The organism is Pontibacter chinhatensis (genome assembly GCF_900113285.1).
GTDB classification, from domain to species: Bacteria; Bacteroidota; Bacteroidia; order Cytophagales; family Hymenobacteraceae; genus Pontibacter; species Pontibacter chinhatensis.
Map to the genome: position 1 here is coordinate 221969 of NZ_FOOT01000005.1, position 22582 is coordinate 244550.

Annotated in this window: 13 protein-coding genes; 3 read left to right on the forward strand and 10 right to left on the reverse strand. The window is 53.8% G+C overall.

Annotated elements, in window-relative coordinates; all coding sequences use genetic code 11:
• Window positions 1-65: 65 nt before the first annotated feature.
• The 3 genes from BM040_RS15350 (at window position 66) to BM040_RS15360 (ending at window position 7268) form a co-directional block, all read left to right on the forward strand.
• On the forward strand, window positions 66-3725 hold the full coding sequence (locus tag BM040_RS15350; RefSeq protein WP_092103368.1) for an Ig-like domain-containing protein: 3660 nt from the start codon (window positions 66-68) through the stop codon (window positions 3723-3725).
• Window positions 3726-3730: 5 nt separating this feature from the next.
• Complete coding sequence (locus BM040_RS15355; protein WP_092103370.1) at window positions 3731-4735, forward strand: PorP/SprF family type IX secretion system membrane protein; 1005 nt, start codon at window positions 3731-3733, stop codon at window positions 4733-4735.
• Between the two features lie 244 nt (window positions 4736-4979).
• Window positions 4980-7268, forward strand: a complete 2289-nt coding sequence (locus tag BM040_RS15360) for a LamG-like jellyroll fold domain-containing protein (protein ID WP_092103372.1) — start codon at window positions 4980-4982, stop codon at window positions 7266-7268.
• Window positions 7269-7327: 59 nt separating this feature from the next.
• Here the strand turns inward: BM040_RS15360 and BM040_RS15365 are convergent, their stop codons facing one another.
• The 10 genes from BM040_RS15365 to BM040_RS15410 all read right to left on the reverse strand — a co-directional run bounded on the left by BM040_RS15365 (window position 7328) and on the right by BM040_RS15410 (window position 22463).
• Complete coding sequence (locus tag BM040_RS15365) at window positions 7328-10180, reverse strand: PA14 domain-containing protein (protein WP_092103374.1); 2853 nt, start codon at window positions 10178-10180, stop codon at window positions 7328-7330.
• Window positions 10181-10788: 608 nt separating this feature from the next.
• Window positions 10789-12039 carry a right-handed parallel beta-helix repeat-containing protein gene (locus BM040_RS15370; protein ID WP_245756242.1) on the reverse strand — a complete coding sequence of 417 codons (1251 nt, stop codon included), beginning with the start codon at window positions 12037-12039 and terminating at the stop codon, window positions 10789-10791.
• Window positions 12040-12879 carry a glycosyltransferase family 2 protein gene (locus tag BM040_RS15375; protein WP_092103376.1) on the reverse strand — a complete coding sequence of 280 codons (840 nt, stop codon included), beginning with the start codon at window positions 12877-12879 and terminating at the stop codon, window positions 12040-12042.
• Between the two features lie 17 nt (window positions 12880-12896).
• The gene (locus BM040_RS15380) at window positions 12897-14144 is read right to left on the reverse strand and encodes a glycosyltransferase family 4 protein (RefSeq protein ID WP_092103378.1); all 1248 of its coding nucleotides are present in this window, start codon (window positions 14142-14144) and stop codon (window positions 12897-12899) included.
• An 8-nt stretch (window positions 14145-14152) separates the two neighbouring features.
• A complete protein-coding gene (locus BM040_RS15385) occupies window positions 14153-15088 on the reverse strand; it encodes a nucleotide-diphospho-sugar transferase (RefSeq protein ID WP_092103380.1) in 936 nt (311 codons plus the stop codon).
• A 62-nt stretch (window positions 15089-15150) separates the two neighbouring features.
• Window positions 15151-16452: an O-antigen ligase family protein gene (locus BM040_RS15390; protein ID WP_092103382.1), complete on the reverse strand. Its 1302-nt coding sequence runs from the start codon at window positions 16450-16452 to the stop codon at window positions 15151-15153.
• Between the two features lie 15 nt (window positions 16453-16467).
• Window positions 16468-17670: a glycosyltransferase family 4 protein gene (locus BM040_RS15395; RefSeq protein ID WP_139217821.1), complete on the reverse strand. Its 1203-nt coding sequence runs from the start codon at window positions 17668-17670 to the stop codon at window positions 16468-16470.
• A 43-nt stretch (window positions 17671-17713) separates the two neighbouring features.
• Window positions 17714-19240, reverse strand: a complete 1527-nt coding sequence (locus BM040_RS15400; RefSeq protein ID WP_092103387.1) for a lipopolysaccharide biosynthesis protein — start codon at window positions 19238-19240, stop codon at window positions 17714-17716.
• Window positions 19241-19320: 80 nt separating this feature from the next.
• On the reverse strand, window positions 19321-21693 hold the full coding sequence (locus BM040_RS15405; RefSeq protein WP_092103389.1) for a GumC family protein: 2373 nt from the start codon (window positions 21691-21693) through the stop codon (window positions 19321-19323).
• A 2-nt stretch (window positions 21694-21695) separates the two neighbouring features.
• Complete coding sequence (locus BM040_RS15410; protein WP_092103391.1) at window positions 21696-22463, reverse strand: polysaccharide biosynthesis/export family protein; 768 nt, start codon at window positions 22461-22463, stop codon at window positions 21696-21698.
• Window positions 22464-22582: the final 119 nt, after the last annotated feature.

The window sequence follows — 22582 nt, forward strand, 5'->3', positions numbered from 1 at the left end:
CCAAGGTATAGGATGCCCGTTATATAGGGCATCATCAAAAAAGGCCTAAACAGTATACCCGCTCTATGCCCTTATACTTTTACCTCAAACAGCTGCACGTTAGGCTGCTGCCTCTTGTTTTCTTGACGATTTTATACTTTTCTGCTGCGGCCACTCCTGCTAAATTAACAGCTCTGTCCGCCCCGGCTTTGGAGGCCAAGCCTTCCCTTGCGGGCGCCATCACCCTGAAATGGACAGCAGTGGCAGGAGCCACAGGCTATGTGCTGGAGCGCTCTTTAGCAGGTCCGGAGGGAGCCTTTGTGCCTGTTAAGACACTTGCCGCCTCGGAGCTTACATTCAGAGACACAGAGCTATACTATAGCCAGCAGGCGCATTACCGCATCAAGGCCACCGGCAGCGGGGCCACCCCCTATAGCAACGTAGCCAGTGCCACTACGCTCCCGCAGAACCATGTGTACAGAATCATGCCGCTCGGCGACTCCAACACGGAAGGCGGCGTGCCCAGCGATCCGGTGGGAGCCCGTGCCTCTTACAGGGCTAAGCTGGAGCAACTGCTGAACGGGGCAAGTATAAAGTTCGACTATGTGGGCAGCGAGCGCCACGGTGGCAACCTGGTAAAGGACATTGACCATGCCGGCTTTGGCGGCAGCCGCAACGAGGACCTGGTGACCATCATCCAGAACGGCTGGTACGACCGCTGGTACGATGGCGAGCGCTTTGGCCTGGATCACACCGAAAATTACCTGGACTATTACAAACCCGATGTTATCCTGCTGCACAGCGGCACCAACGAGATCAGCAACGACGGCGTGGATAACTCGCAGCGCTCTGTGGATGACCTGGCGCAGATACTTGATGAGGTGGATAAGTATGAGCAGCGCTCCGGCAAGGAAGTAACCGTGATTGTATCCCGGATCCTGCTGACGGTGTGTACCCCAACCGATTGCTACCGGGGGCCTGAGAACACGAAAAATGACATCATCGAGCGATACAACGATAAACTGGAGGCCCTGGTGAAAGCCCGTATAAAGGCCGGCGACCGGCTGGAGTTGGTGGACATGGCTGATGCAGGCCTCATCTACCAGTTTGCCTCCGATGGCGGTGACATGGCCGACCGGTTTCACCCCTCCCAGCGGGGCTTTGATAAAATGGCCCCGGTTTGGTTTAAGGTGCTGGACCCGCTGCTGAACAGAGCATTAAAGCCTGTTGACACGACCGCACCAGAGACAGAGATTGCCGCCAAACCAAAAGAACTATCCAACAGCAGCAGTGCCGAGTTCAGGTTCAGCAGCAACGAGAGCGGCGTAAGCTACCAGGTAAGTATGGATGGGAGAGACTTTACGACCGTGCCCAATCCGTATACCTTGGCAAACCTGGCAGATGGGGAGCACACCATCCGGGTAAGGGCCGTGGACGCTGCCGGAAACATTGACGCCAGCCCTGCTGCTTATACTTGGGTGATAGACACCAAAGCCCCTGATGCCCCGGTGGTTGCCGCCCCGGCGCAGGGCAGTTTCCTGAACACAAACAAGCCAACCTTTAACGGAACAGCAGAGGCTGGCAGCACAGTCGCTTTATACTTTGGCACCACGAAAATCGGTGAGAGTATAGCCGCTGCAGATGGCAAATGGAGCCTGGCACCTGCCAATGCCCTATCCGAAGGCGCAAAGCAACTAACCGCCACCGCCACCGATGCCGCCGGCAATACCAGTAAGGCTAGCAGCGCCCGAAGCTTCACCATCGATACCAAAGCCCCTGAAACCACGATTGCCTCGGGTCCGGACAAGATGAGCAATAGCAAGGAGGCTAGCTTCAGCTTCAGTAGCAGCGAGGAAAACGTAACCTATGAAGTAAGCCTGGATGGCGGATCCTACGCAGCGGCAGAGAGTAAGTATACTGTGCAGAACCTGTCGGAGGGCAGTCATACTTTGTCGGTTAGGGCGATTGATGCGGCCGGCAACAAAGACCAAAGCCCGGCTACCTACTCCTGGGAAGTAGACACCAAAGCCCCGGAAGCCCCCGCCATGGCCGGCATTACGGAAGACCGTGGCCCGGCGGACGACGACCAAATCACTTCGGATAATACGCTCAGATTTTTTGGCCGCGCCGAGCCGGGTGCTGTGGCAGCTGTGTGGCAGCAAGAGAATAAGTTGGGTACAGCTGTCGTGAAGGAAGACGGCACCTGGGAGTATAGCCACGAGAAGACGTCGCTGCGGGAGGGGAAGTATACTTTTGTTGCCACTGCGACGGATGCTGCCGGAAACACAAGTCCGAAAAGCAAGGAGCTTGCGGTAACGATAGACCTGACCGCCCCGGAAGTAGCAATCAAAACGGAGCAGGAGTCACCTGTGAATACTTCTTTCCCTATAAGTATAGCTTTCACGGAAGAGGTGTATGGCCTCCGCGCTTCAGGCTTAAGTATAACCAACGGCAAGCTGCAGGATTTTAAGGAGTCCAGCAAAGCAACGTACACGGCCACCGTAGTGCCTGAGGCGGATGGGGAAGTGCGCATTAGCCTGGCCGCCGGCAAGGTGACCGACCTGGCTGGTAACCCTAACACAGCCTCAGAAGTGCTGCGCATCACCTATGATGCCGCTGCCCCTGCGGGTTATACTTTAGCGTTTAGCACCGAGCTGGTGGACATAACAAACCAGGAGCGGGTAGGGCTGCAGGTTGCGAGCGCGGAGCCGGGTGCTACGTACTTCTACAGCATCAGCAGCAACAAAGGCGGCGCACCGCTAACTGGCACTGGCGCCGTGGCCTCGCAAAGCTTTACGATTGATAACCTGAACCTGAGCGGCCTGTCCGACGGTTTGCTAACCGCCACTTTATACTTGGTGGATGCCGCCGGAAACCGGGGAGAGGAGATAAGCGCGCAGGTAGAAAAGTTAACCAAGGACATCACAGCGGTCATCAACCCGGCTGATAAAACAGTAAAGTTTAAAACAGGCTTTGAGGAAATCGGGTTGCCGCAGGAGGTGGAGGTGCGGTATACGTTCGGCAGCAACGAAAAGCTGAAAGTTACCTGGAACCCTGCTGATTACAATAGCGCCATTCCCGGCAGCTACCTTATACTTGGTCAGCTGGAGCTGAAGGAGAACACCAGCAACAGCAAAAACCTGACTGCCCGGGTGATTGTGACGTTGGAACCAAACCAACCCCCAACCGCCATCAGCCTGAGCGCCGACAAGTTCAGGCCAGACCTTAGCCCCGACGAGCAAATCGGCACATTCTCCACCACCGACCCGGACGACAACGCCTTTACTTATTCGTTGGTGAAAGGCCAGGGCGATGCGGATAATCCGCTTTTCGAGCTGCGCGAGGACGGGCTGTTTCTGAAGACAAACCGGGGCCTTTCGGGGAAATCCGTTTTCAGCATCCGCGTGCGCAGCACCGATCCATACAACAACACGTTTGAGCAGCAGTTTACCCTCACCAAATCACTTTATAATACTGATGGAAGTATAAAACTCGTCAACGCCTTCTCCCCGGACGGAGACAACATCAACGACCTGTGGCTGGTGCCTGAGCTTCGTTACTACAACCAGGTGCAGGTGCAGGTGTTCGACCGTTCCGGCACGCTGCTTTTCGAGACGACTGACCCGGAAAAAGGTTGGGATGGCAAGGGCAAGGATGGCCGCGTAACGGCCGGGTCCTACTTCTACATCATTCAGATAAAGGACATTAACCTGGTAGAGCGAGGAGTGCTAACCGTACTTAATTAAAGTAGATGAACAGATTTATACTTTGCCTCTGCCTGACGATGCTGGCCGGCGCGGTGCAGGCGCAGAACCGCAGGCAACTGGCAAACTTCTCACAATTCAGACACTATTATAACCCAGCCCTCACCGGCCACGAAGGCACCGTGCTGCGGGCGGCTTACCGCAACCAGTGGACGGGCTTTAAGGATGCCCCCAAGACCATGCTGGCCTCCGGGGAGCTGGATTTGCAGGACGCGCAGGGACCAAGCAGACCCTTTGCTGCACGGCCGCAGGGGCGGGAGCAAGCAGGCCCAACCGGCGCCAGGCACGGGCTTGGGCTTATACTTTTCCACGACCAGTTCGGGCCGACCAAAGAGACACAAGCCGTGCTGAGCTACGGTGCCGGTGTGCAGCTGTCGGAGCGCCTGAGCCTGCGCTGGGGCACCGGCCTGAGCTACACGTTCTATCGCCTCGATGGCAACAGCCTGACGGTGGACCAGGTAAACGACCCCCGCTTTGCCGATGTGCTGGGCAGTGAGAACCGCAGCGGCCGGGCAGACATCAACCTCGGGTTATCGCTGACGGGGCAGCACTTCTATGTTGGCTACGCGCTATTGGATGTGACGGAGGGGAAAGTTGCCTCCAGCGGGAATGAGCTGTTGGGTGATTTATACAAACGTCGGCATGTGGCCCAGGTGGGGTTCCGCCAAAGTATAACCGACCTGGTGGGTATTTCCCTGAGCGGCATTTACCAGCACGACAGCCAGCAGAAATCGGTGACCGAGGGGCAGGTGAAGGCCATCTACAACAACCTTTTCTGGGTAGGCGGCGGCTACCGCCACGAGATGGCTTACACCTTAGGGGCGGGGCTGCGGCTGAACCAGCTGGGCATCGGTTATACTTACGAAACACCTACCCAGGACGCCAGGGCCATAGATAAATCCACTAACGAAGTGACCCTCAGCTTTTACCTCAATCCTGCCGGGCAGAGCAACGGCAACGGACGCAAATCCTCGCGGCTAACTATATGGTAATGTTGCACAAGTAAACCCTCCTAAAGGCCCCTCACCTGTGAATAATGCTAAAATGCAGAAGCTCAGCAATACTATACTAAACTTAGCTATATAATTGGCGTACTATGCTTAAGTGACGTCCTGATAGTAAGATTAGTAGAGAAGCAGTTCCTGGCCCTGAAGGAATGGTGCTATCGGCCTCATGTAAATTATTGCACAGGTCTGCTGCGGGTTTAGCGGCGGATATCCAATAAGTATATACTTCATGACATACTTTATAGCAGCGTCAATACGCCGGAAGGGCGTAGCGCAGTTTACTCGTTTTCTGTTGATAGCCTTGCTTTTGCAGTGGCTGGCAGGCGCTGCTGCCCAGGCACAGCAGAATTGCCCGGACGGCCTTGTGCATTACTTTGGCTTTGATGAAACGGCTGCCGGCACCTACCAGGACTATGTTTCTGAGGCTACGGCCTCCTGCTCCACCTGCCCCTCACCGGAAACAGGGCTTTTCAACGGAGCACAGGCCTTCAAAGGACGTAGCCCGGGCATCACTATCCGGGGGCTGGAGCATTTTGAGTGGGGGCCCAACAGCAGCTTTACCATTGAGCTTTGGATGAAAGCCTCCGGTACCTCCTCCGATAACCAGGTGTTCATCGGCCGCGATGCCAAAGACTCAAACATGATCTGGTGGCTTGGCATGAACACGGAGGGCAACCCGCAGTTCGACCTTTTCGACAACAACCCCAACCGCACCCAGGGAGGCTTCAGCCTGGTCGGGAAAGACATCAAGATAAATGACAACAAGTGGCACCATATTGTGGTGGTGCGAGACGGCCGCCTGCGCCTGAACAAGCTCTATGTGGATGGCTATACGGTGGGCAACTTCCAGTATGATTATACCTACAACTTTGAGAGCGGCTCCCCGGTAAACATCGGCTTCCTGGACCTCAACAACGGGTATGCCTACAATGGCCTGCTGGATGAGATCATGGTGTATAACCGCAACCTGACGGAGAATGAGGTTCGGGCTCGCTATAACAATGGCGCGGGCAATTACTGCGGACCGCAGCAGGTAAAGCCGGTTATCATGTCGGAGGCAGTTACCCATGGGGTGGCGGAGCAGCAGTATAAGTATGAGGTGCAGGCTGTGGGAAATGCCAGGCCAACGTTTGCCCTTGCCGAGGGGCCGGCCGGTATGAGCATCAACGCCACTACAGGCGAAATCAAGTGGGTGCCCAGCGCTGCGGGCAGCTTTAAGGTAGGCGTTACAGCCAGCAACGCCGCCGGTTCCGACAGGCAGGACTTTACTGTTACCGTAAAGCGGGCATCAGGGGAGACGTCCGGGATGCTGCACCACTGGATGCTGCACGAGATGCGCGGGCCCACCTACCACGACTACTATACCCCAAGCCATGCCGCTGGCGCGGATAACAGGATGCCGAAGCCAGTCACCGGGGTGATATCCGGTGGGCAGGAATTTGACGGCGAAGACGATGGGCTGGATGTAACAGCCTGCGAAAATTTTAACTGGGCACCCGACGAGAGTTTCAGTATAGAGCTTTGGATGCGCAGCGCAGCCAGTTCCTCCGGCAACCGCGTACTCATTGGCCGCGATGCCAAAGACTCAGAAGCGCACTGGTGGCTGGGACTGGACAGGGAGGGACGCGCCATTTTTACCCTGCTCGACCTCGAATGGGCAGGGCCAAAAGTGGAACATGGCAGCGGCCCCGGTTTAAATGATGATCAGTGGCACCAACTGGTGGCGGTGCGTGACGGGAAATCGGGGCTCACAGAGCTGTACGTGGATGGGGAACGGGTGGCGAGCCAGACATTCAGGTATACTAACAGCTTTGCCAGCCGATCGCCGGTCAACATCGGCTACCTCAACGACGGCAGCGGGTATCATTACAAAGGCATTTTAGATGAGGTGAAGCTTTTTGGCCGAGCCCTCTCTGCGGCCGAGGTGAAACAGCGGTATGAGGATGTGTACGATGCCATCACGGAGCTGGTGCGCTTTGAGGGGGAATATGTGGGAGGCGTGGTGCAGCTGACATGGGAGACAGTTGCCGAGGCTGGGCTTTCTCACTTCGAAGTAGAGCGTGCCCCTGATTTGGAAACTTTCGAGAAGTTGGGTGAGGTAAAGGCCGCAGGAAACAGCAATACTCCGATTGCCTATCCTTTCACGGATGTTGATCCGCTTTCCGGCATTGGGTACTATCGCCTGAAAATTGTGAAGCAGGATGGCAAGTATACTTACTCCAATATCATACAGGTAGAGAACAAGAGTCTGCGCTCTGTCTCCTTCAAGGTATACCCAAATCCAGTGGATGTAGGCGACGTAACGGCCAGCGTGTTTGGCCTCTCAGCCGACGAGCAGGTGCAGTTTACCGTGTCGGACCTGCGGGGTAAGGTACTCCTGCAGCAACAGTTGCAAGCCAATAGCTTTGGCCAATTGGAAGTACTGGTGCCTATCACCACGGACTACAGGGCGGGGATTTATGTGCTGACGGTGATAACGGACAAACGGATTGTGAGCCGCAGGTTGGTGGTGCGGTAAATAAAAAGGGGCCTGCCAATCAGCAGGCCCCTTTCCTTTGGGCTAAAAGTTGTGATTTTTTATTCTTTTACAAGCTTGATGCTGTCAGACTTACCAGACTTATCTGTGTATTTCAGAATATACATGCCTCTTTTCAGGTCAACCAGGTTAAGCGATAGCCTGTTATTGGTCAACTCAAGTTTAGATTCTTTGTAAACTACGCGCCCGGTTTGGTCCAGTACAGTAACCTCTGCCAGTTCAACGCCTTCTCTGTCTCCGAAGTCAAGGGTTACCACATCGGCAAATGGGTTAGGGTAAGCAGTAGTCTGGGCGAAGAAAGGCTCTGAGTCAGCAATTTCAGATACTTTCATGGCAGAGATGCCGGTCAGTTCATCACCGAATGGTGACAGGTGCTTGCCTTCAATTGGCATCTCTTTGGCGCCGCTCGGCAATTGCCAGGCCACGGCCAGGTTGTCGCCACCGCCGCCTTCCATGTGCAGGGCCTCAATGTAGTAGCGCTTGCCGGCTTCGAGTGTGATTTTAGCAGACTGCTGTCCGGTACGCTTGTTCCACTCACGAGAGTTTGTCCAGTCGCTGGCATAGGCAATTCGCTGCTTCTTAGCCGGATCTTCTGAAGTGCTCAGGTACAGGTCGGCTTTGTCGTCGGCAGCAATCCATAAGGTATACTGGCCGCTTTCAGGAGCCGTCACGTAGCCACGGATACGCTGACCGTAGTTGTCGCCTGAGTTAGATGGCGCCTCGAACTTGGTTAGTTCCAGTGTGCTGGCTGGCTTGTCATTCACCGGAATCACGCTTACGTTTGAGCCGTGTACGCCTGTCCATTTCTCCAGGATGATTTTACCTGTAGCCACGATTGGCGTGATGTTTTGCTCTGCTGGAGCAGGGGCTGTGCTTCCCATCTCAGAAAGCCTGCTACCGGCAATTGGCATTTCTTTGGCGCCGCTCGGCAGTTGCCAGGCTACAGCCAGGTTATCGCCGCCGCCCTCTTGCTTGCTCAGGGCCTCAATGTAGTAACGCTTTCCGGCCTGCAGTGTAACCTGTGCTGATTTCTGTGAGCCATACTTGCTCCACTCACGTGGGTTGGTCCAGCTGGTGGTGTAGGCGATTTTCTTCTTGCTGCCGGCATCCTCTGAGGTGCTCAGGTACAGTTCAGCCTGGTCGTCGCCGGCAATCCAGAAGGTATACTGGCCGCTTTCAGGAGCCGTCACGTAGCCACGGATACGCTGTCCATAGTTGTTGCCTTTTCCGCCTGGCGCTTCGAAAAGCGACAGCGTGTTGGTGCTGGTAGGAGAGGTGCTAACCGGAATTACGCTTATGCCTGCTCCGTGCACATTGGCCCAGAACTCATGTGTGATCTTTCCAGTACCGGATGTCGTGCCATCTGACGGTTGCTGTGCCAGGGGATCCTCAGTTGGTGTGGATGGACTGGCTACCACGTTGATGTTCACGGCAGAAGATGTCTTGGAAGCACCGGCATTGTCATACGCCTTGGCTGTAAGGGAGTAAGCACCGGTTGGGGCATTGTTCCAGGTATAGGTAAACGGTGCGCTGGTGTCCTCACCTAGCTTCACGGCACCCTGGTAAAACTCTACTTTGGTAACAGAACCATCAGCGTCTGTGGCATTTGCCTCGATAATGATAGCACCACCTTGCGTAACAGAAGCGTTAGCGATAGGGGAAGTGATGCTTACACTTGGATCCTGGTTGGCAGGGGCAGAGCCGCCAGTGCCGTTCGGGCCAAGCTTGATGCCGTTCTTAGACAGTTTGCCTTGCCATAGGTTATACTCATCCTTCTCGGTCTGCTTCGTGATAGGATTCGGAAGGGCAGTGTTGTTTTTGAAGTCAGCGTTCTCCGCTACAGAAATGTCGTTACGGTTGTTGGTGTAACCCCACGCCACGATGCCCATCACGTTGTTATCCACAGAGTTCGCAAAAGTGGTGTTCTTTCTGTAGTAGTCCTTACTCCAGTAGCCGGAAGTATACATGTTATACCTTGAGCCGTTGTCGAAGGTGGCTGCGTTTACAGCTCTGTTGTGGTGGTAGCGGATGTTGTTGCCGCCGGCGATACCCATAGAGTAGTTGCCTAGGCCCACCAGGTGGTTGTCATGCGCCTCGATGTAGGCAGGGCAGTTGTTGATGTCGCCGTCACCGTCAGTGATGATACCGCCACCGGAGTACTGCTTACCACTGGCAGCTATCGGATAAGCCCCCTGTATGTAGTTGTTGTGGATCTTGATAGGCGAGCCTGACATACCGCGGGAGTTGTACATGTTGATGTTATCCTCCACCAGCGACTTGTCTGCCTCGTTGATTACCTGGTTCCAGGCAATTTCAGCGTGGCGGATAGCGCCCTTGAAGTTAAACTGCACGAACTGGGAGTGCTCTCTGTCGCCGCCGTACACACGGCCATCAATGTTTTTGGCAATGTTGTAGCGGATTCTAACCCCTTGAGATGAAGAGTTATCGCCTTCGTAGCGCGTACCCAGGTAAATACCTGCTGTGCTCTCCATGTAGTTGTTTTCCACCACCACATTTTTAAAGTTGTTCACGGTAACGAAACGGCGTGGCTTTTTGCTGCCGCTGTATGGGGTCTGTGGCAGGCCATAGCCATTCGAGTGGCGAACGGTAAGGTTTGTGGCGTAACCCCAGCTCTTGATCAGGTAACCGGCACCACGAATGTTGGAGTGCTCGATAATAACCGGTTCGCTGGTTTTGATTTCCACAGCGGCAACATTCGAGTCTCGGGACTCCCAGTTTCCTTTGTAAGTTCCGCCTTTCGTGATGACGATAGGGCCGCTGTAAGTTTGTGCATGTACTGTGGAAGGAAGAAGCACGAACAAAATGTAGGCGAAGAGCTGGGCCATAATTGCCCTACTTGCCCTTCTGCTCAGGGTAGAGGTTTTTGTGTTCATTTCCTTTGGCTAAAAGTTGAAAATTAGATTTTTTAATGTTTTGTTTCCTTTAAAAATCTTACAGTGTCCTTTGGCTAATGCACTGTTAATAAGATTTTTCTTTGTAATCCCCCGTAGTAAGACTGTGGTGTTAAGTGGCTAAAATTATAATTGTTGAACTGTTGCAAATATAGAGTAGAAAAAATTATAAATCATACAGGGTCCTTGAAAAATTAATAAAAAAATACATAATACTTAAAAAAGTTATACGTTTTGAAGCCTTTTATAAGGATTTAAATTCATTATAAAGCTGATAATCAGCTCTATAGCGTAGGTTACACTAATATATAACTTCTTTAAATATTAATATGCTATATTGTGCTGTTAATCAATGGGTATAGCAAATATTAAATGTTTTTTTGCGAAGAGTGGCAGGTGGGGCAATAGCGGAATAGTAATATAAACATGTAGCGAGAGATATATAGCTATATTACTGATTAGGTACCTCTGTAAATTTGTATTTTATTGTGTAGAAAGATTCCACACATTTAGAGTCGGCCTTCTAAAAAGTGCGATTAGATTGAAATGGGAGGGGTAGTGGATTCCACAGGTTGTGGATTTGGCCTGTGTTATAAGGCCTGCTGTGGGCCTATCTTCACGCTGTTTTGCTGCAGTTTTCGTTGCCACAGCCTATACTCTTCATCCTCCATTGTCTTAGTTATACTATCGGGGAGGATGTGGTTGGCGTACTCGGCGGCGGCGGCAAAGGTGCTATCAAACACCTCGTTGCGCCAGGTGCGGTTCTTGCCCATCACAGCCAGTGTGTTGTGGTGCATGCTGTTGTTAAAGGTGTTGCCCATCTTATAGTAGTCCTTGGCCCAGATGCCGCTGGTCCAGAAGTGGTAGGGCTTTCCATCGGGGAACGCTGCCGCCACCACGGCGCGGTTGTGGTGCATCTCGATGTGGTTGCCGCCAGCAATGCCTAAACAATAGTTGCCCAGGCCCACCAACTGGTTCTCGTATACTTTTACATAGGCGGTGGCCTCCAGCGAGTCGGTGCCCGGGGAGTCGGTGATGATACCGCCGCCCGTATACTTGGTTAGGTGAAGCGGGTAGGGGAAGGCCCCCTGTATGTAGTTGTTATGAATGCGGATAGGGGACTGGGGCGTTCCCCTGGAGTTGTAGATGTTGATGTTATCCTCCACGGCAGAGGCTTCCGGATAATTAATAACCTCATTCCAGGCAATCTCGGCACCCGGTACCTGCCCGCGGTAGTTAAACTGCACAAACTGCACGCGCTCCAGCCCCTGGTATACTTCGCCGGTAATGTTGCGGGCCTTGTTGTAGCGGATTTTTATACTCTGGTTTGGGCTTCCATCGCCGGTATACTCCACGCCCAGGTAAATGCCCGCTGTGTTCTCTATATAGCAATTCTCCACCACTACATTCCGGAACACATCCACTGCCAGAAAGCGGCGAGGCTTGGCGTAATTGCTCGTCGGGGTAGGCGGGAGACCGTAGCCTACCGTGTTCCTAACGGTGATGTCGGCGCCATAGCCCTTGCTGCGGATCAGGAAACCGGCGCCCCGGATTTTAGAATTCTCAATGATAACCGGCTCCTTTGTACGCACCTCCACCGCAGGCACCTCCGAGTCTCTGGATTCCCAGTGGCCGCTGTACGTGCCGCCTTTCGTAATAATAAGCGGGCCCTGGTAGGAAGGGGAGGCAGCTTTGGGTGAGAAGTATAAACTGCGCGTCAGGCTGCCTAGCGCTAGGGCAATGAGCAGCACAGCAGCAACAGCAAACAGCCACTTCCTGCTTGCCTGCAGCATATAGCTGCGGCGGTGGGAAGTGGCTGTTATACTTTCGAATTCCGTCATCTACTTCAGCATATACCCGAAAATGCGGCGGGCATAACCGTTTGCCAGATAGTATGGAATATAAGGTGGCGGGCAGTTCTTCAAAGTAAAGCGGGTGAAGTCGCGCAGGTTGCCGCCACCCTTGATATCAAACAGGTGCTTGTAAAAGTTCTGCAGCGATTTGCTCTGGCGGTTCTGGCGCTCGCCGCTTTCCTCCGGGTACGTATAAAGCTTGGCATCGTAGTTCACATACAGCTCAAAGCCGTTGCGCAAGGCTGTGTGGGTAAAGTCGTAGTCGGCCACGTAGTGCGGAAATCTTTCCTGGTCCAGCAGGCCGATTTTCTCAAACACAGCACGCGGAATCAACAAGCCACGGCCCGGCAACTGCGACACGGCGTGCAGGCCTACCTGCTGCTCCTTGGGCAGCTCCTGAAGCAGGTAACGCACCTTGTTCAGCTTAAAGTCTACAATCTCGCCACCAAAGGCTGGCTCGCGGGTGCCGGCATCCATCTCCAGGGCACCAAGTATAGCGTTTGGCTTCTCAGCCATCCTATTATAGGTGTTCTCAATGTAGTCCTCGGCTACCTCCAGGTCGTTGTTGAGCGTCATCACATACTCAGCCCCGGCCTGCAGGGCATGCTTGATGCCCATGTTCACGCTGGCAGTCCAGAAGAGGTTGCCGTCTCCAAAGAGTACCTCAACTTCCGGGAATTCCTCGCGCAGCATGTCGGCGGTGCCGTCGGTAGAGCCATCGTCCACCACAATTACTTTATACTTTTGGTTGGTACCACGCTTAAGGGAGAGCAGGCATTCTTTTGTAAAATGTTTTCGGTTAAAAACAGGGATAACAATGTATATCATTTCTAAAAAGGGCTAATTTATGGTTGAACGGTTAGTTCGGCAGGCTGCGCCTGGGTATACTTACTGTAAAAGTCGTTGATGTGTTGTGTCTTCACGGTCCAGGTTTGGGATTTGGAGAATTTATAGCCGTTCATGCCCATCTTGCGGCGCAGCAGGGGTTGGTCGTATAACTTCTCCACGGCGGCGGCTATGGCTTTTACGGTTTCATCAGCCGTGCTCACCGGCACTTTAATCCCCGCGTCGTCAGGCACCAGATTTTTGGCACCGTGCAAATCCAGGGTGATGATGGGCAGGCCGTAGGCCATGGCCTCCAGGAACTGCGCGGCACTGGAGTCACGCAGGCTGCAGAACAGGAAGAGGTCGTTGTGGGTATAGGCGCGTTTCACCTCATCCCAGGGCACCTGGCCTTTCCAGTTCACCTTGCCCTGTAGTTTATACTCTTCTATCCAGCGCGGCATGTAGTCACGCATCTGGCCATCGCCCAGTATCGTCAGTTCATATTTTAAGTCAGGACGCACCTTGCTCAGGGCATCCAGCACCAGCGGCAGTCCTTTGCGCGGAAACAAACGGCCAACCCACAGAATCCGCAGCGTTTCATCAGGGATGCGCTCGGGGTAGGCTTCCGGATAGAAGTCCTCCGGAAGGCTGGTGTCCAGGAACATTTTCGGGTTGAGCGCTCCGATGCGCTGGGCCATGTCGTAGGTATCCTGGTTAGTGGTGAGCACCAGCGAGGCGTGGCGCATGGCTTTGCGGGCATTGGGGTTAAAGGCCAGCAGTGCTTCGCTGATAACCTTGCGCATCACCTCGGTTTTCCAACCGCTGTAGAAGTACTTTTTCAGTGCCCTCGGTGCTTCCTGCCCGCCACCGGTCGGGCCGAAAATAAGTGGTTTGTTCAAGCGCCACAGGGCAGTGCCCATCTGCAGGCTGCCGATGGTGACGTGGTGCACCAGGTCGAAGTTAACCTTCTCGTCCAGTTCCTTTGCCTTCAGGTAAGCGCGGTGCTGCCAGTACATGTAGTGCGGGTAAAAGCCCAGGTGGTACTCAAACAGCTTGTCTACCCAGGCCGGAAGCTCTACAAAAACGATGTGCAGGTTGGGCAGTGCCAAACGCTCTACCTCCCGCTCTATACTTTCCCTGCCCTCCACAGTGGTCAGGCACCATACCTCGTGGCCGAGCCTGGCGGTGTTAAGCGCCCAATTCCAGCCGTTGCCCAGTTCGGTGCCCCGGTTTGGCTCACAGGCATATGCAGATAAAAGTAACTTCATAAACTCTACTAAAGACTAAAGCTAAACATAGCTTTCAGTTTGGCGCTTGCTTTGTCGCGCATCATTTTGTTAAAGTTGCGCCGGTCCGACTCCACATCGCGGATAACGAACTTGGGGTGGCGCAGCGGGAAGGCAATTTCCTCCTCGTATACTTTGGCCTTCTTGTCGTGCAGGTTAAAGGTATGGGTGGCATCCTCTCCGAAGCCGATGTTGCGCACCAGGTTTACCTCCGGCACAATGCACAGGCCCGAGTTGCTGTACACGGTAAACTCCCACTGGTAGTCCCACACGTCGCCTTTCTGGATGTTCTCAAAGGTCTCCTCCAGCTTGCTCAGCCTATACTTTTCCTCCAGCTTGTTGAGGAAGATACCGTTGAGGTATCCTTTGCGCTTTAGCTCCGGGAAAGTCCCCAGGTGGAAGTCGTAGAGCTGCCAGGCGCGGCGCCAGGTGGCCCAGCCCCAGCTGTTCACCTTGTCGGAGAAGTAGTAGGAGTAGTCCGAGTCGCGGCGCCAGCCATCCAGGTAGTTGTTCCCGCTGATATGCATCACGCGGGTATCGTGTTTATACTTCTCCAGCAGTTCCTGGCAAAACCAGAAAAAGCTTTTGGACGGGATGCAGTCGTCCTCCAGGATGATGCCGGTCTCCTCGTGCTCAAAGAGCCATGAGATGGCGCGGGAGGGGGCCACGCCGCAGCCCAGGTTCTGCTCCTGGAACAGCGTCTTCACCTCGCACTCCCAATCCACCTGCTCCACGATGCGGCGGGTCTCGGCGCAGCGCTCAGCATCGGTGGCCACGTGTGGGCGGGCGCCATCGGCGGCTACGTAAAGCTTTGTGGGCTTTACCTGCCGGATGCGGTCAAATACTTTCTGGGTGGTATGGGCTCTGTTAAATATGATTAGCAACACCGGAGTGTGCAGCGGTTCTTGCGGTATAGCGGTACTCATACAAGTGTAAGGGTTTTGGTATATGCATGTACTGCTATTCTGTTGTAGAGGTTATGTAAGATTTAAACAGAATGCAGTGTTTTTTGTAGGCTTTCCCGGCGCGCCCTCATGCGCATGCCAGATTCCTGTATACGTGTCTTATACGTCACCCTCTCTTCCTCCATGGCGGCAATGGCCCAGCCAACCACACCATAGAAAAACACCGGCAGCACATAGGAAATACCGAACACAAAGCCGCTGGAAATGAAAGCGACAAGTATAATCTGGTTGATGGTGAGCACCCGGCGGCGGAAAGTCATGACGATGGGGTAAAGGTAGAAGAGCAGGAAAAGTATAAATCCGACCAAACCGGTATAGAACAGCACCTCTACGTAAAAGCTGTGGAAGTGGTGCCCGTTGCCGTCCTCAAACACAGGGGCGTTCAGGTCGTCTCGGTAGAACTGGATAGGCAGCTCGAAGCCCTCGAAGCGCATGCCGAGCATGAAGTTATCCTGGATAAAGGGCACGTACGACATGATTTGCTGGTAGCGCCAGCCGCCGGTGCCCTGCTTGTCATAGTTCTCAATGTCGGAGAAGCTCTCCTGTATCTTGTCTACAATCTCGGGGTGGATGGAAAGTATAAACCCGCTGGCAAAAAGCGCCAGCACGCCCACCACCGTGCCGATGGGCAACAGCTTGGCCACAAAGTTGATGGGCTTGTCGGTCTTAAACCGGATCAGCAGGTAGTATACGGCCAGTACAAAGGCCGTCGTGATCCAGACGGTGCGGTGCTGGAAAAAGAAGATCAGAAACAGCACGAAGAAAGCCATGAACAGGTCCTTGAACTTGCTGTGGTAGAAGTAGTTGCTCAGAAAGTATAAAAAAGGCACGGTGAGCATGTACACTGAGTTAGAGTACACGCCGCGCTCGTGGTTGGTAAAGGATGATATGCTCAGGGTATGCGAGTTCACCAGCAACACGTTCAGCAGGAAGCCGCCTAGTATAAACCAGGACACATGCTTCATCTGGATGTGGTAATTGCCTTTGTAGTAAGTATAAACAAAGTAGGCGTAAGTGAAGATGAACACTTTCATGAACACGTGCGGGTACACCATAAAGGTGCCGTACACATACTTCGACTCAAACACAAGCGCGGCGATATAGACCACCAGCAGGCCGAAGGCCAGCTTCATGTGCTTCGACATCCGCTTAAAGAAGAGTACGCCGTAGCCCAGCGAGAGGGCCGCCATCCCCTTGATCATCATGCTCAGGATCATGCCCTGCCTGTCCTCATTATTAGGCGAGAGCAGCTCGATGAACAGGTGGTCCATGAGCAGGATGAGGACCAGGGGGATGCTGAATAGAAAAGTATAATTTATCTTCATGGTGCGATCGCTAGTTTAGTTCGACCAGGCTGCCGTTGCTTTTGTGCCGGAGCCAGCCATGGTGGGTACGAGCGGTTTGCCAAGTATGGTGGCGTAGTAGTCGAGGTGCTGCTGGATGATGGCGTCGGCAGAGTAATTCTCCTGCGCAAAAGTATAGCCTTTCTCTTCCAGCCTGGCCCGCAGCGTGTCGTCTTCCACCAACTGCAGCACAGCCCCGGCAATAGACTCCGGCGACTCCACATCACAAAGCAGGCCGGTGTTACCCTTATCCAGCAGGGTAGGCACGTAGCCGCTCTTTTCCCCGCCAATCACGGCAGTACGGGCAACCATGGCCTCCAGCAGCACCATCCCAAACGACTCCTCGCGGGCAGGGTGCAGCAGGGCTTTGGCGCCGGCTATCTGGTCCATTACCTCTTTAAAAGGCAGCTGCCCCAAAAACCTGACGCCCTCGGCCAGGCCGTTTTGCAGTGCATACTGGTGTGCCAGCCCGTTCTCCTCCATCTCTGCCCCCACCAGGTGATACTCCAGCTCAGGGTGCTTTTGGCGTACTTGTGCGAAAGCTTTCAGGGCCGTCTCGGCATTTTTCCGGTACGAGAAACCCATCAGCACCGACACAATGTAGTCCCCCTTCTCAATATCGGGGCTGAGCATTTGCTCCAGGTCCGGAGAGAAGAAGTTGTTGATCACGCGTGACTTGCGGCGGGTGCTGCGGTCGAGCATGTGATACGTATAGTCGGAGTTGGCAATCAGGTGCGAGGCTCGGGTTACTACCACGTAGTTCATGGCCCAGCGCACCAGCCGGAACATGTCCTTGTGGTTGAGCAGGATTTGCAGGGCCACATCGTGCAGACTCACCACCATCGGTATACCCGACTTCTGTGCGGCCCAGGCATACTCATAAGACCAGAAGGCACTGATGAAATCGGCAGGGTGCTGCTTTATCAGCCGGGCCATGTCGTTGATCTCGAACCAGAAAAAGCGGCGGCCCGGCTGCGGCTTCATGCGGCCAACGCACACGGTCAGTTGCTCAGTCTGGTATACTTTGGGTTCGGCAATGTCGGGGGAGTTAGTATACACAATCACCTTAAAGCCGCGCGCCAGCAACCCATTCACAAAATAGGTACTCAGCGGCACAGCGTGGGTTTCAGGTAAATCCGACCCCGCCAACTCCCAATCCAGCATCTTTATATCCACAGGGGCGCAAACTCCTATCGTCATGGTTTTCTTCAGGTTGTATCGCCTCAACCGGCGATTGTTCTGGTTAAGCTTCTTTTAATATGAATGTCCTGTACTTCTGCACCATACGGCCCACCGGGCTGTCGCCGCCGCCGTTCAGGCCAAACCGGTCGAGGATCATCTGCAGCTCGGCGCGCAACAGCGGGTGCGGGAAAAGCAGCGTGAGCACTGCCAGTAGCACAGCTCCTGTTACGGCTTGTGCAGCGAAGATGATGCCTGCCGGCATATCGGCTGTGCGCAACAACGAGCTCACAAAGTATAGCCCCACGGCCACCAGGATGCCATTCAGCATGCCCGGCAGGTAAATGGACAGCTGCTGGCGGTACGACAGCTCGAGCACCAGGTGCATCACACGCTGGTACAAAGCCATACGCACTGTCTCCCCGATAAGCACGGCAAAGGCAAAGCCTACCAGCCCATACGCACGCAGCAGGTAAAACAGGACACCAATCACAAGTATAAATACAATGTTGAGGATGATCTTCTGGTTTAGGATAGCCTTGGCATCGCACACGATGCCCGCAAACATGGTGATGAAGCTCAGGGAAATAGCCAGGCTTAGTACCTGCAGCACCGGCACCGACTCGCCCCACTGCTCGCCCAGCACAATGCGCACCAACTCAGGGGCCGCCACGGCTATGCCCATACAGGCCGGAAGCACGATGGCAGCCAGCAAGGTGATACTTGACAGGTAAATGCGGCCAAGCTTTTCGGTGTCATTCTGGATTTTGCTGAAGCTCGGAAACACTACCTTGCTAAAAGTGCGTGTGAGCATGTACATGGGCAGGTTCACCAGCATGTAAGCGCGGTTGTAAATACCGAGTTTATGCGAGCCCAACACACGGCCGATAAGGATGGTGCCAAACTCCTGGCTCAGGAACTCCAGAAAGCTGATGAACGACATGCGGCTGCCGTAGCTGAACAGCGGCTTGTAGGGCTCCAGCCGAAACTGCGGCAGCACGCTGTGCCGCACGGCAACATAGGCCCCGATTGCCGAGAGCGCCATCTGCAGCAGAGTGGCAATAATCAAACTCCACACCCCAAAGCCGAGCGCAGCCAGCACAATGCCCGCCACCAGATAGGAGAGCACGTAGGCCACCATCTCAATAATGCTGACAAGCTTGAACCGCATCTCGCGCTCGAGCATACTGACCGACGTAATCGACAAACCGCTGATCAGGAAAGCCAGCGACATGACCTGCACAATAGGCGTTACATCGGGGTTCTCAAAGAAGTCGGCGGCGAGAGGGGCCAGCAGAACGGTAAGGATGGTGAAAAGCAGCCCAAGTCCTGCAGATGCCGTGAAGGCAGCCCGGATGTGCTGGGGCTCCAGGTCCTCCTTTTGCACAATGGCCTTGGTCAGGCCCATGTTGGCAAAGTAGCTCCCGAAACGGATAACAACTCCGGCAATAGCCACCAAACCGAAAGCCTCCGGAGCCAGCAGGCGGGCCATGGCCGAAGTATAACCAATCTGCATGACTGCGTTGGCTATGGTAGACACGGTGCCCCACTTCAGTCCGCTGACGGCTTTAGAAGCTAAATTTTTACTCATCTTAAAAAAACGTAATTAGGTAACAGACAAGGTGCAGCCATACGTTGGCTGCACCCGCTGGTATTTCCTTGCCCGAGGCTCTAGGCGTAATAGTATTTGGCCTTCTTTTTATAGCCGTACTCGTAGGTTTTGTTATAGTTCAGGTCGTTCATGATCATGTAGATATTCTTGACCCTCCCGGTGCTGTACAGCTCGTTGATATCGGCCAGCAGATCCTTGTTTGTATACTTGTGCTTCACCACGTACAGGTTCACGTCCATGTGGCGCATCAGCACAAAGTACTCCGATACATACCCAATCGGCGGCGTGTCAATTACAATATAATCGTAGCGCTCCTTCAGCTCACTCAGCAATTGCTGCATTCTCGGCAACTCCAGCAGGTGAAGGGCATTGTCCGGAATCGGGCCGCACGGAATGATGTCCAGGTTCTCCATGTATGTCTTCTGCACTACCTCGTCCAGCGCATGGCCCTGCGTGAGGTAAGACGACAGGCCTACTGACTCTGCCACCGGGAAATACTTGCTGAACGTTGGCTTGCGCATATCCGACTCAATGAGTACCACGCGCTTGCCCGACATGGCCATCTCAGAGCTCAGGTTTACCGAGCAGAAGGTCTTGCCCTCGCCGGAGATAGACGAAGTGACGCCTATCACCTTGAAATTCTGATCGGCCATCAGGTACTGCAGGTTTATCCGGATGGAGCGGAACGACTCGGCAATGGCAGAGCGCTGGTTGTTCATCACGGCCAGCTTGTCTGACTTGGAGCCATGCGCCACCACGCCCAGGAACGGAATCTTGGTTAGGTTGCTCAGATCGTTTTTGCCCTGGATGGTGTTATCCACGTTAGACAGCAGCACAATCACACCGGCAGGTATGGCCAACCCGATAATCAGGGCCAGCAGGTAGATCATTTTAGGCTTCACGTTCACCGGGGCGCTGCCCACCATCGAGGCCTTGTCTATGATTTTCTTGTCGGTGGTGTTGGTAGCCAGGGCAATAGCCGCCTCGGCACGCTTCTCCAGCAGGAAGTCATACTTTTTGTCGATGAACTCAGACTGGCTTTGCAGATCCATCAGCTTGCGCTCATTCTCCGGCAGCGAGGCCAGCGTTCCTTCAATTTTGTTGATGCGCTCGCTCACATTGGCAATGGAGATGTCAGCCGACTCCACCAGGTTCTGCAGGTTGGCCTCGATGGCGCTGCGGGTGTTGGCAATTTCGCCCTCAATCTTGCGCAGCATCGGGTTCTCCTCCGTAGCGGTGGTTCTGTAGCCTGCCTTTTTCTGATTCAGCTCAGCCAGTTGCAAAAACAAGTTGTTCAGGATTGGGCTTTGGATGCCGCCCACCGTAGGCGATACCGACTGTGCAATGCCATTTCCATTACGGATCTGGTCCAGGATGTTCTCGTAGTATGTTTTGTCCGTATTCAGGCGCGCGCGTTCAGCCTCCAGCTGCGAGAGCTTCTCGTAGTTCAGGTTAGACTGCACGTTGATGTTGGCGATGCGGTTGTTGGACCGGAAGGAGGAAAGGGCCTGCTTGCTCTGGCGCAGCGAGTCCGACAGCGTAGCCAGCTGGCTATCGATAAACTCGAGCGTTTTCATGCCGTTTTGGTTCTTGTCCTTCAGGTCGTTGGCTACATACTCGGCCATCAGCGTGTTCAGGAAGGCCACCTGCTTGTCCGGTATACTTCCCTTGCTGCCCAGCACCAGCACGCGTGCCTCCCTGTCCAAGGGGGAGATGCCCAGCGATGCCTGGTGTTGCTTCACAAGGCTTTCGAGGCTATTTATAACAAAGTAATGCTTCTTTGCCGGCTCGATGTCCTTCATGTCGCTGCGGTAAAGCGTCAGGCTTATATTGTCGTCAGTGTAAGGCTCGCCGAAGTGCAGCGTTTTCTTAAAGCTCACGATAGGCAGGGAGCCTACCCGGGCATGGGAACGGAAGTCGTAGCGGGGCACGTTTTCTGCTTCTATCGACAGCTCATACGTTTGCTCATCCAGTATGCGCACCGAAATCGGAACATCTACCAGCTGTATGGAGGAGGTGTCTAAATCCACTTCATACGGGGCCGATTTATACTGCTCCTCTACCACCAGGTCCGAAACTTTATTCAGCCAATGGTCGGTAACGCGGTAATAGGCAACGGTAAAGTCCAGCTTTTGCAGGGCCTGCTTTACCATTTCAGCAGACTGCAGGAGGCCAATCTCATCCTCTACTTTAATGCCTCTGCTCTGCACATCCAGTACCTCCAGCAGTTCCTGGGCTTTTTTCGAACCAGTCTGTTGGTCGCCAAGCAATAGCGTGGACTTAAACTCAAATACGCGCGGAGAGCTTTTTACATACACATACCCCGCCGCAAGCGCTATCACGGCACTAAGGGCAAACCAATACCAGTTTGACCTGAACTTGAAAAACCAACTCCTTAAATCTATCTCGTGCTCCTGTTTATTTCTCTTCATCGTTATCTAAACAAATTATACAATAGTGCACCCGTCGAGATTACTCCGAACACAGCATTCAACACCACCAGGTTATCTCGTTTAAGTTGTCTCTTGCGTGGCTCCACGTAGAGCACATCGTTGGGCATGAGGTAATAGTATTGTGACTGTACGAGGTTAGGGTCTTTAAGGTCTAACAGCACTACCTCAGAGGAGCCGTCATTCTTCTGGCGCACCAATTTTACGTTGTCGCGGTTGCCGGCCTGCGTCATATCGCCGGCCAGGCTGAGGCCTTCCAGCAGGTTTGCCCGCTCGTTATAAATGTAGAAGTACCCGGGGTTGCGCACCTCGCCCAGCACACTCACCTTAAAGCTGATCAGCTTCACCACTACGGTGGCGTCGGTAATGTAGCGGTCCAGGTTCTTCTGTATCAGATCCTGAGTCTGGCTGGTGGTCAGGTTCTCCACCTTCAGCCGGCCCACGGTGGGCAGGTTGATAAAGCCCTCGCTATCGATGGCGTAGCCGCTCAGGTAAAGGCTGGCCGGCTCTGACATGCCCATCGCGTTAACGGGGTTGGTGATGTTGAACAGGTTGGACATGTCCGGGTCCACGCTCAGCACTTTAATAGACAGCACATCATTTGACTGCAGCTTATAAGCAGAATAGCGGGTCTGGAAGTCGGTAGGGGCGTTTTCCTTTAGGTTTGGATTCTGAATGTATACAAGTTCTTTCTTTGTTACGCAGGAACTTACGCCCAACAATAGCAGGAGAAAGTATACTATATGTCTCATAATAAAGGGTTAAGGGTGATGTTACAGCGTGGCGAAATGGGTTTGCATCTGTAAGCCTTCGATAATTTTAATATATACGCTTTGGGGTACCGATACTTTGGTTCTGCCATATATACTTC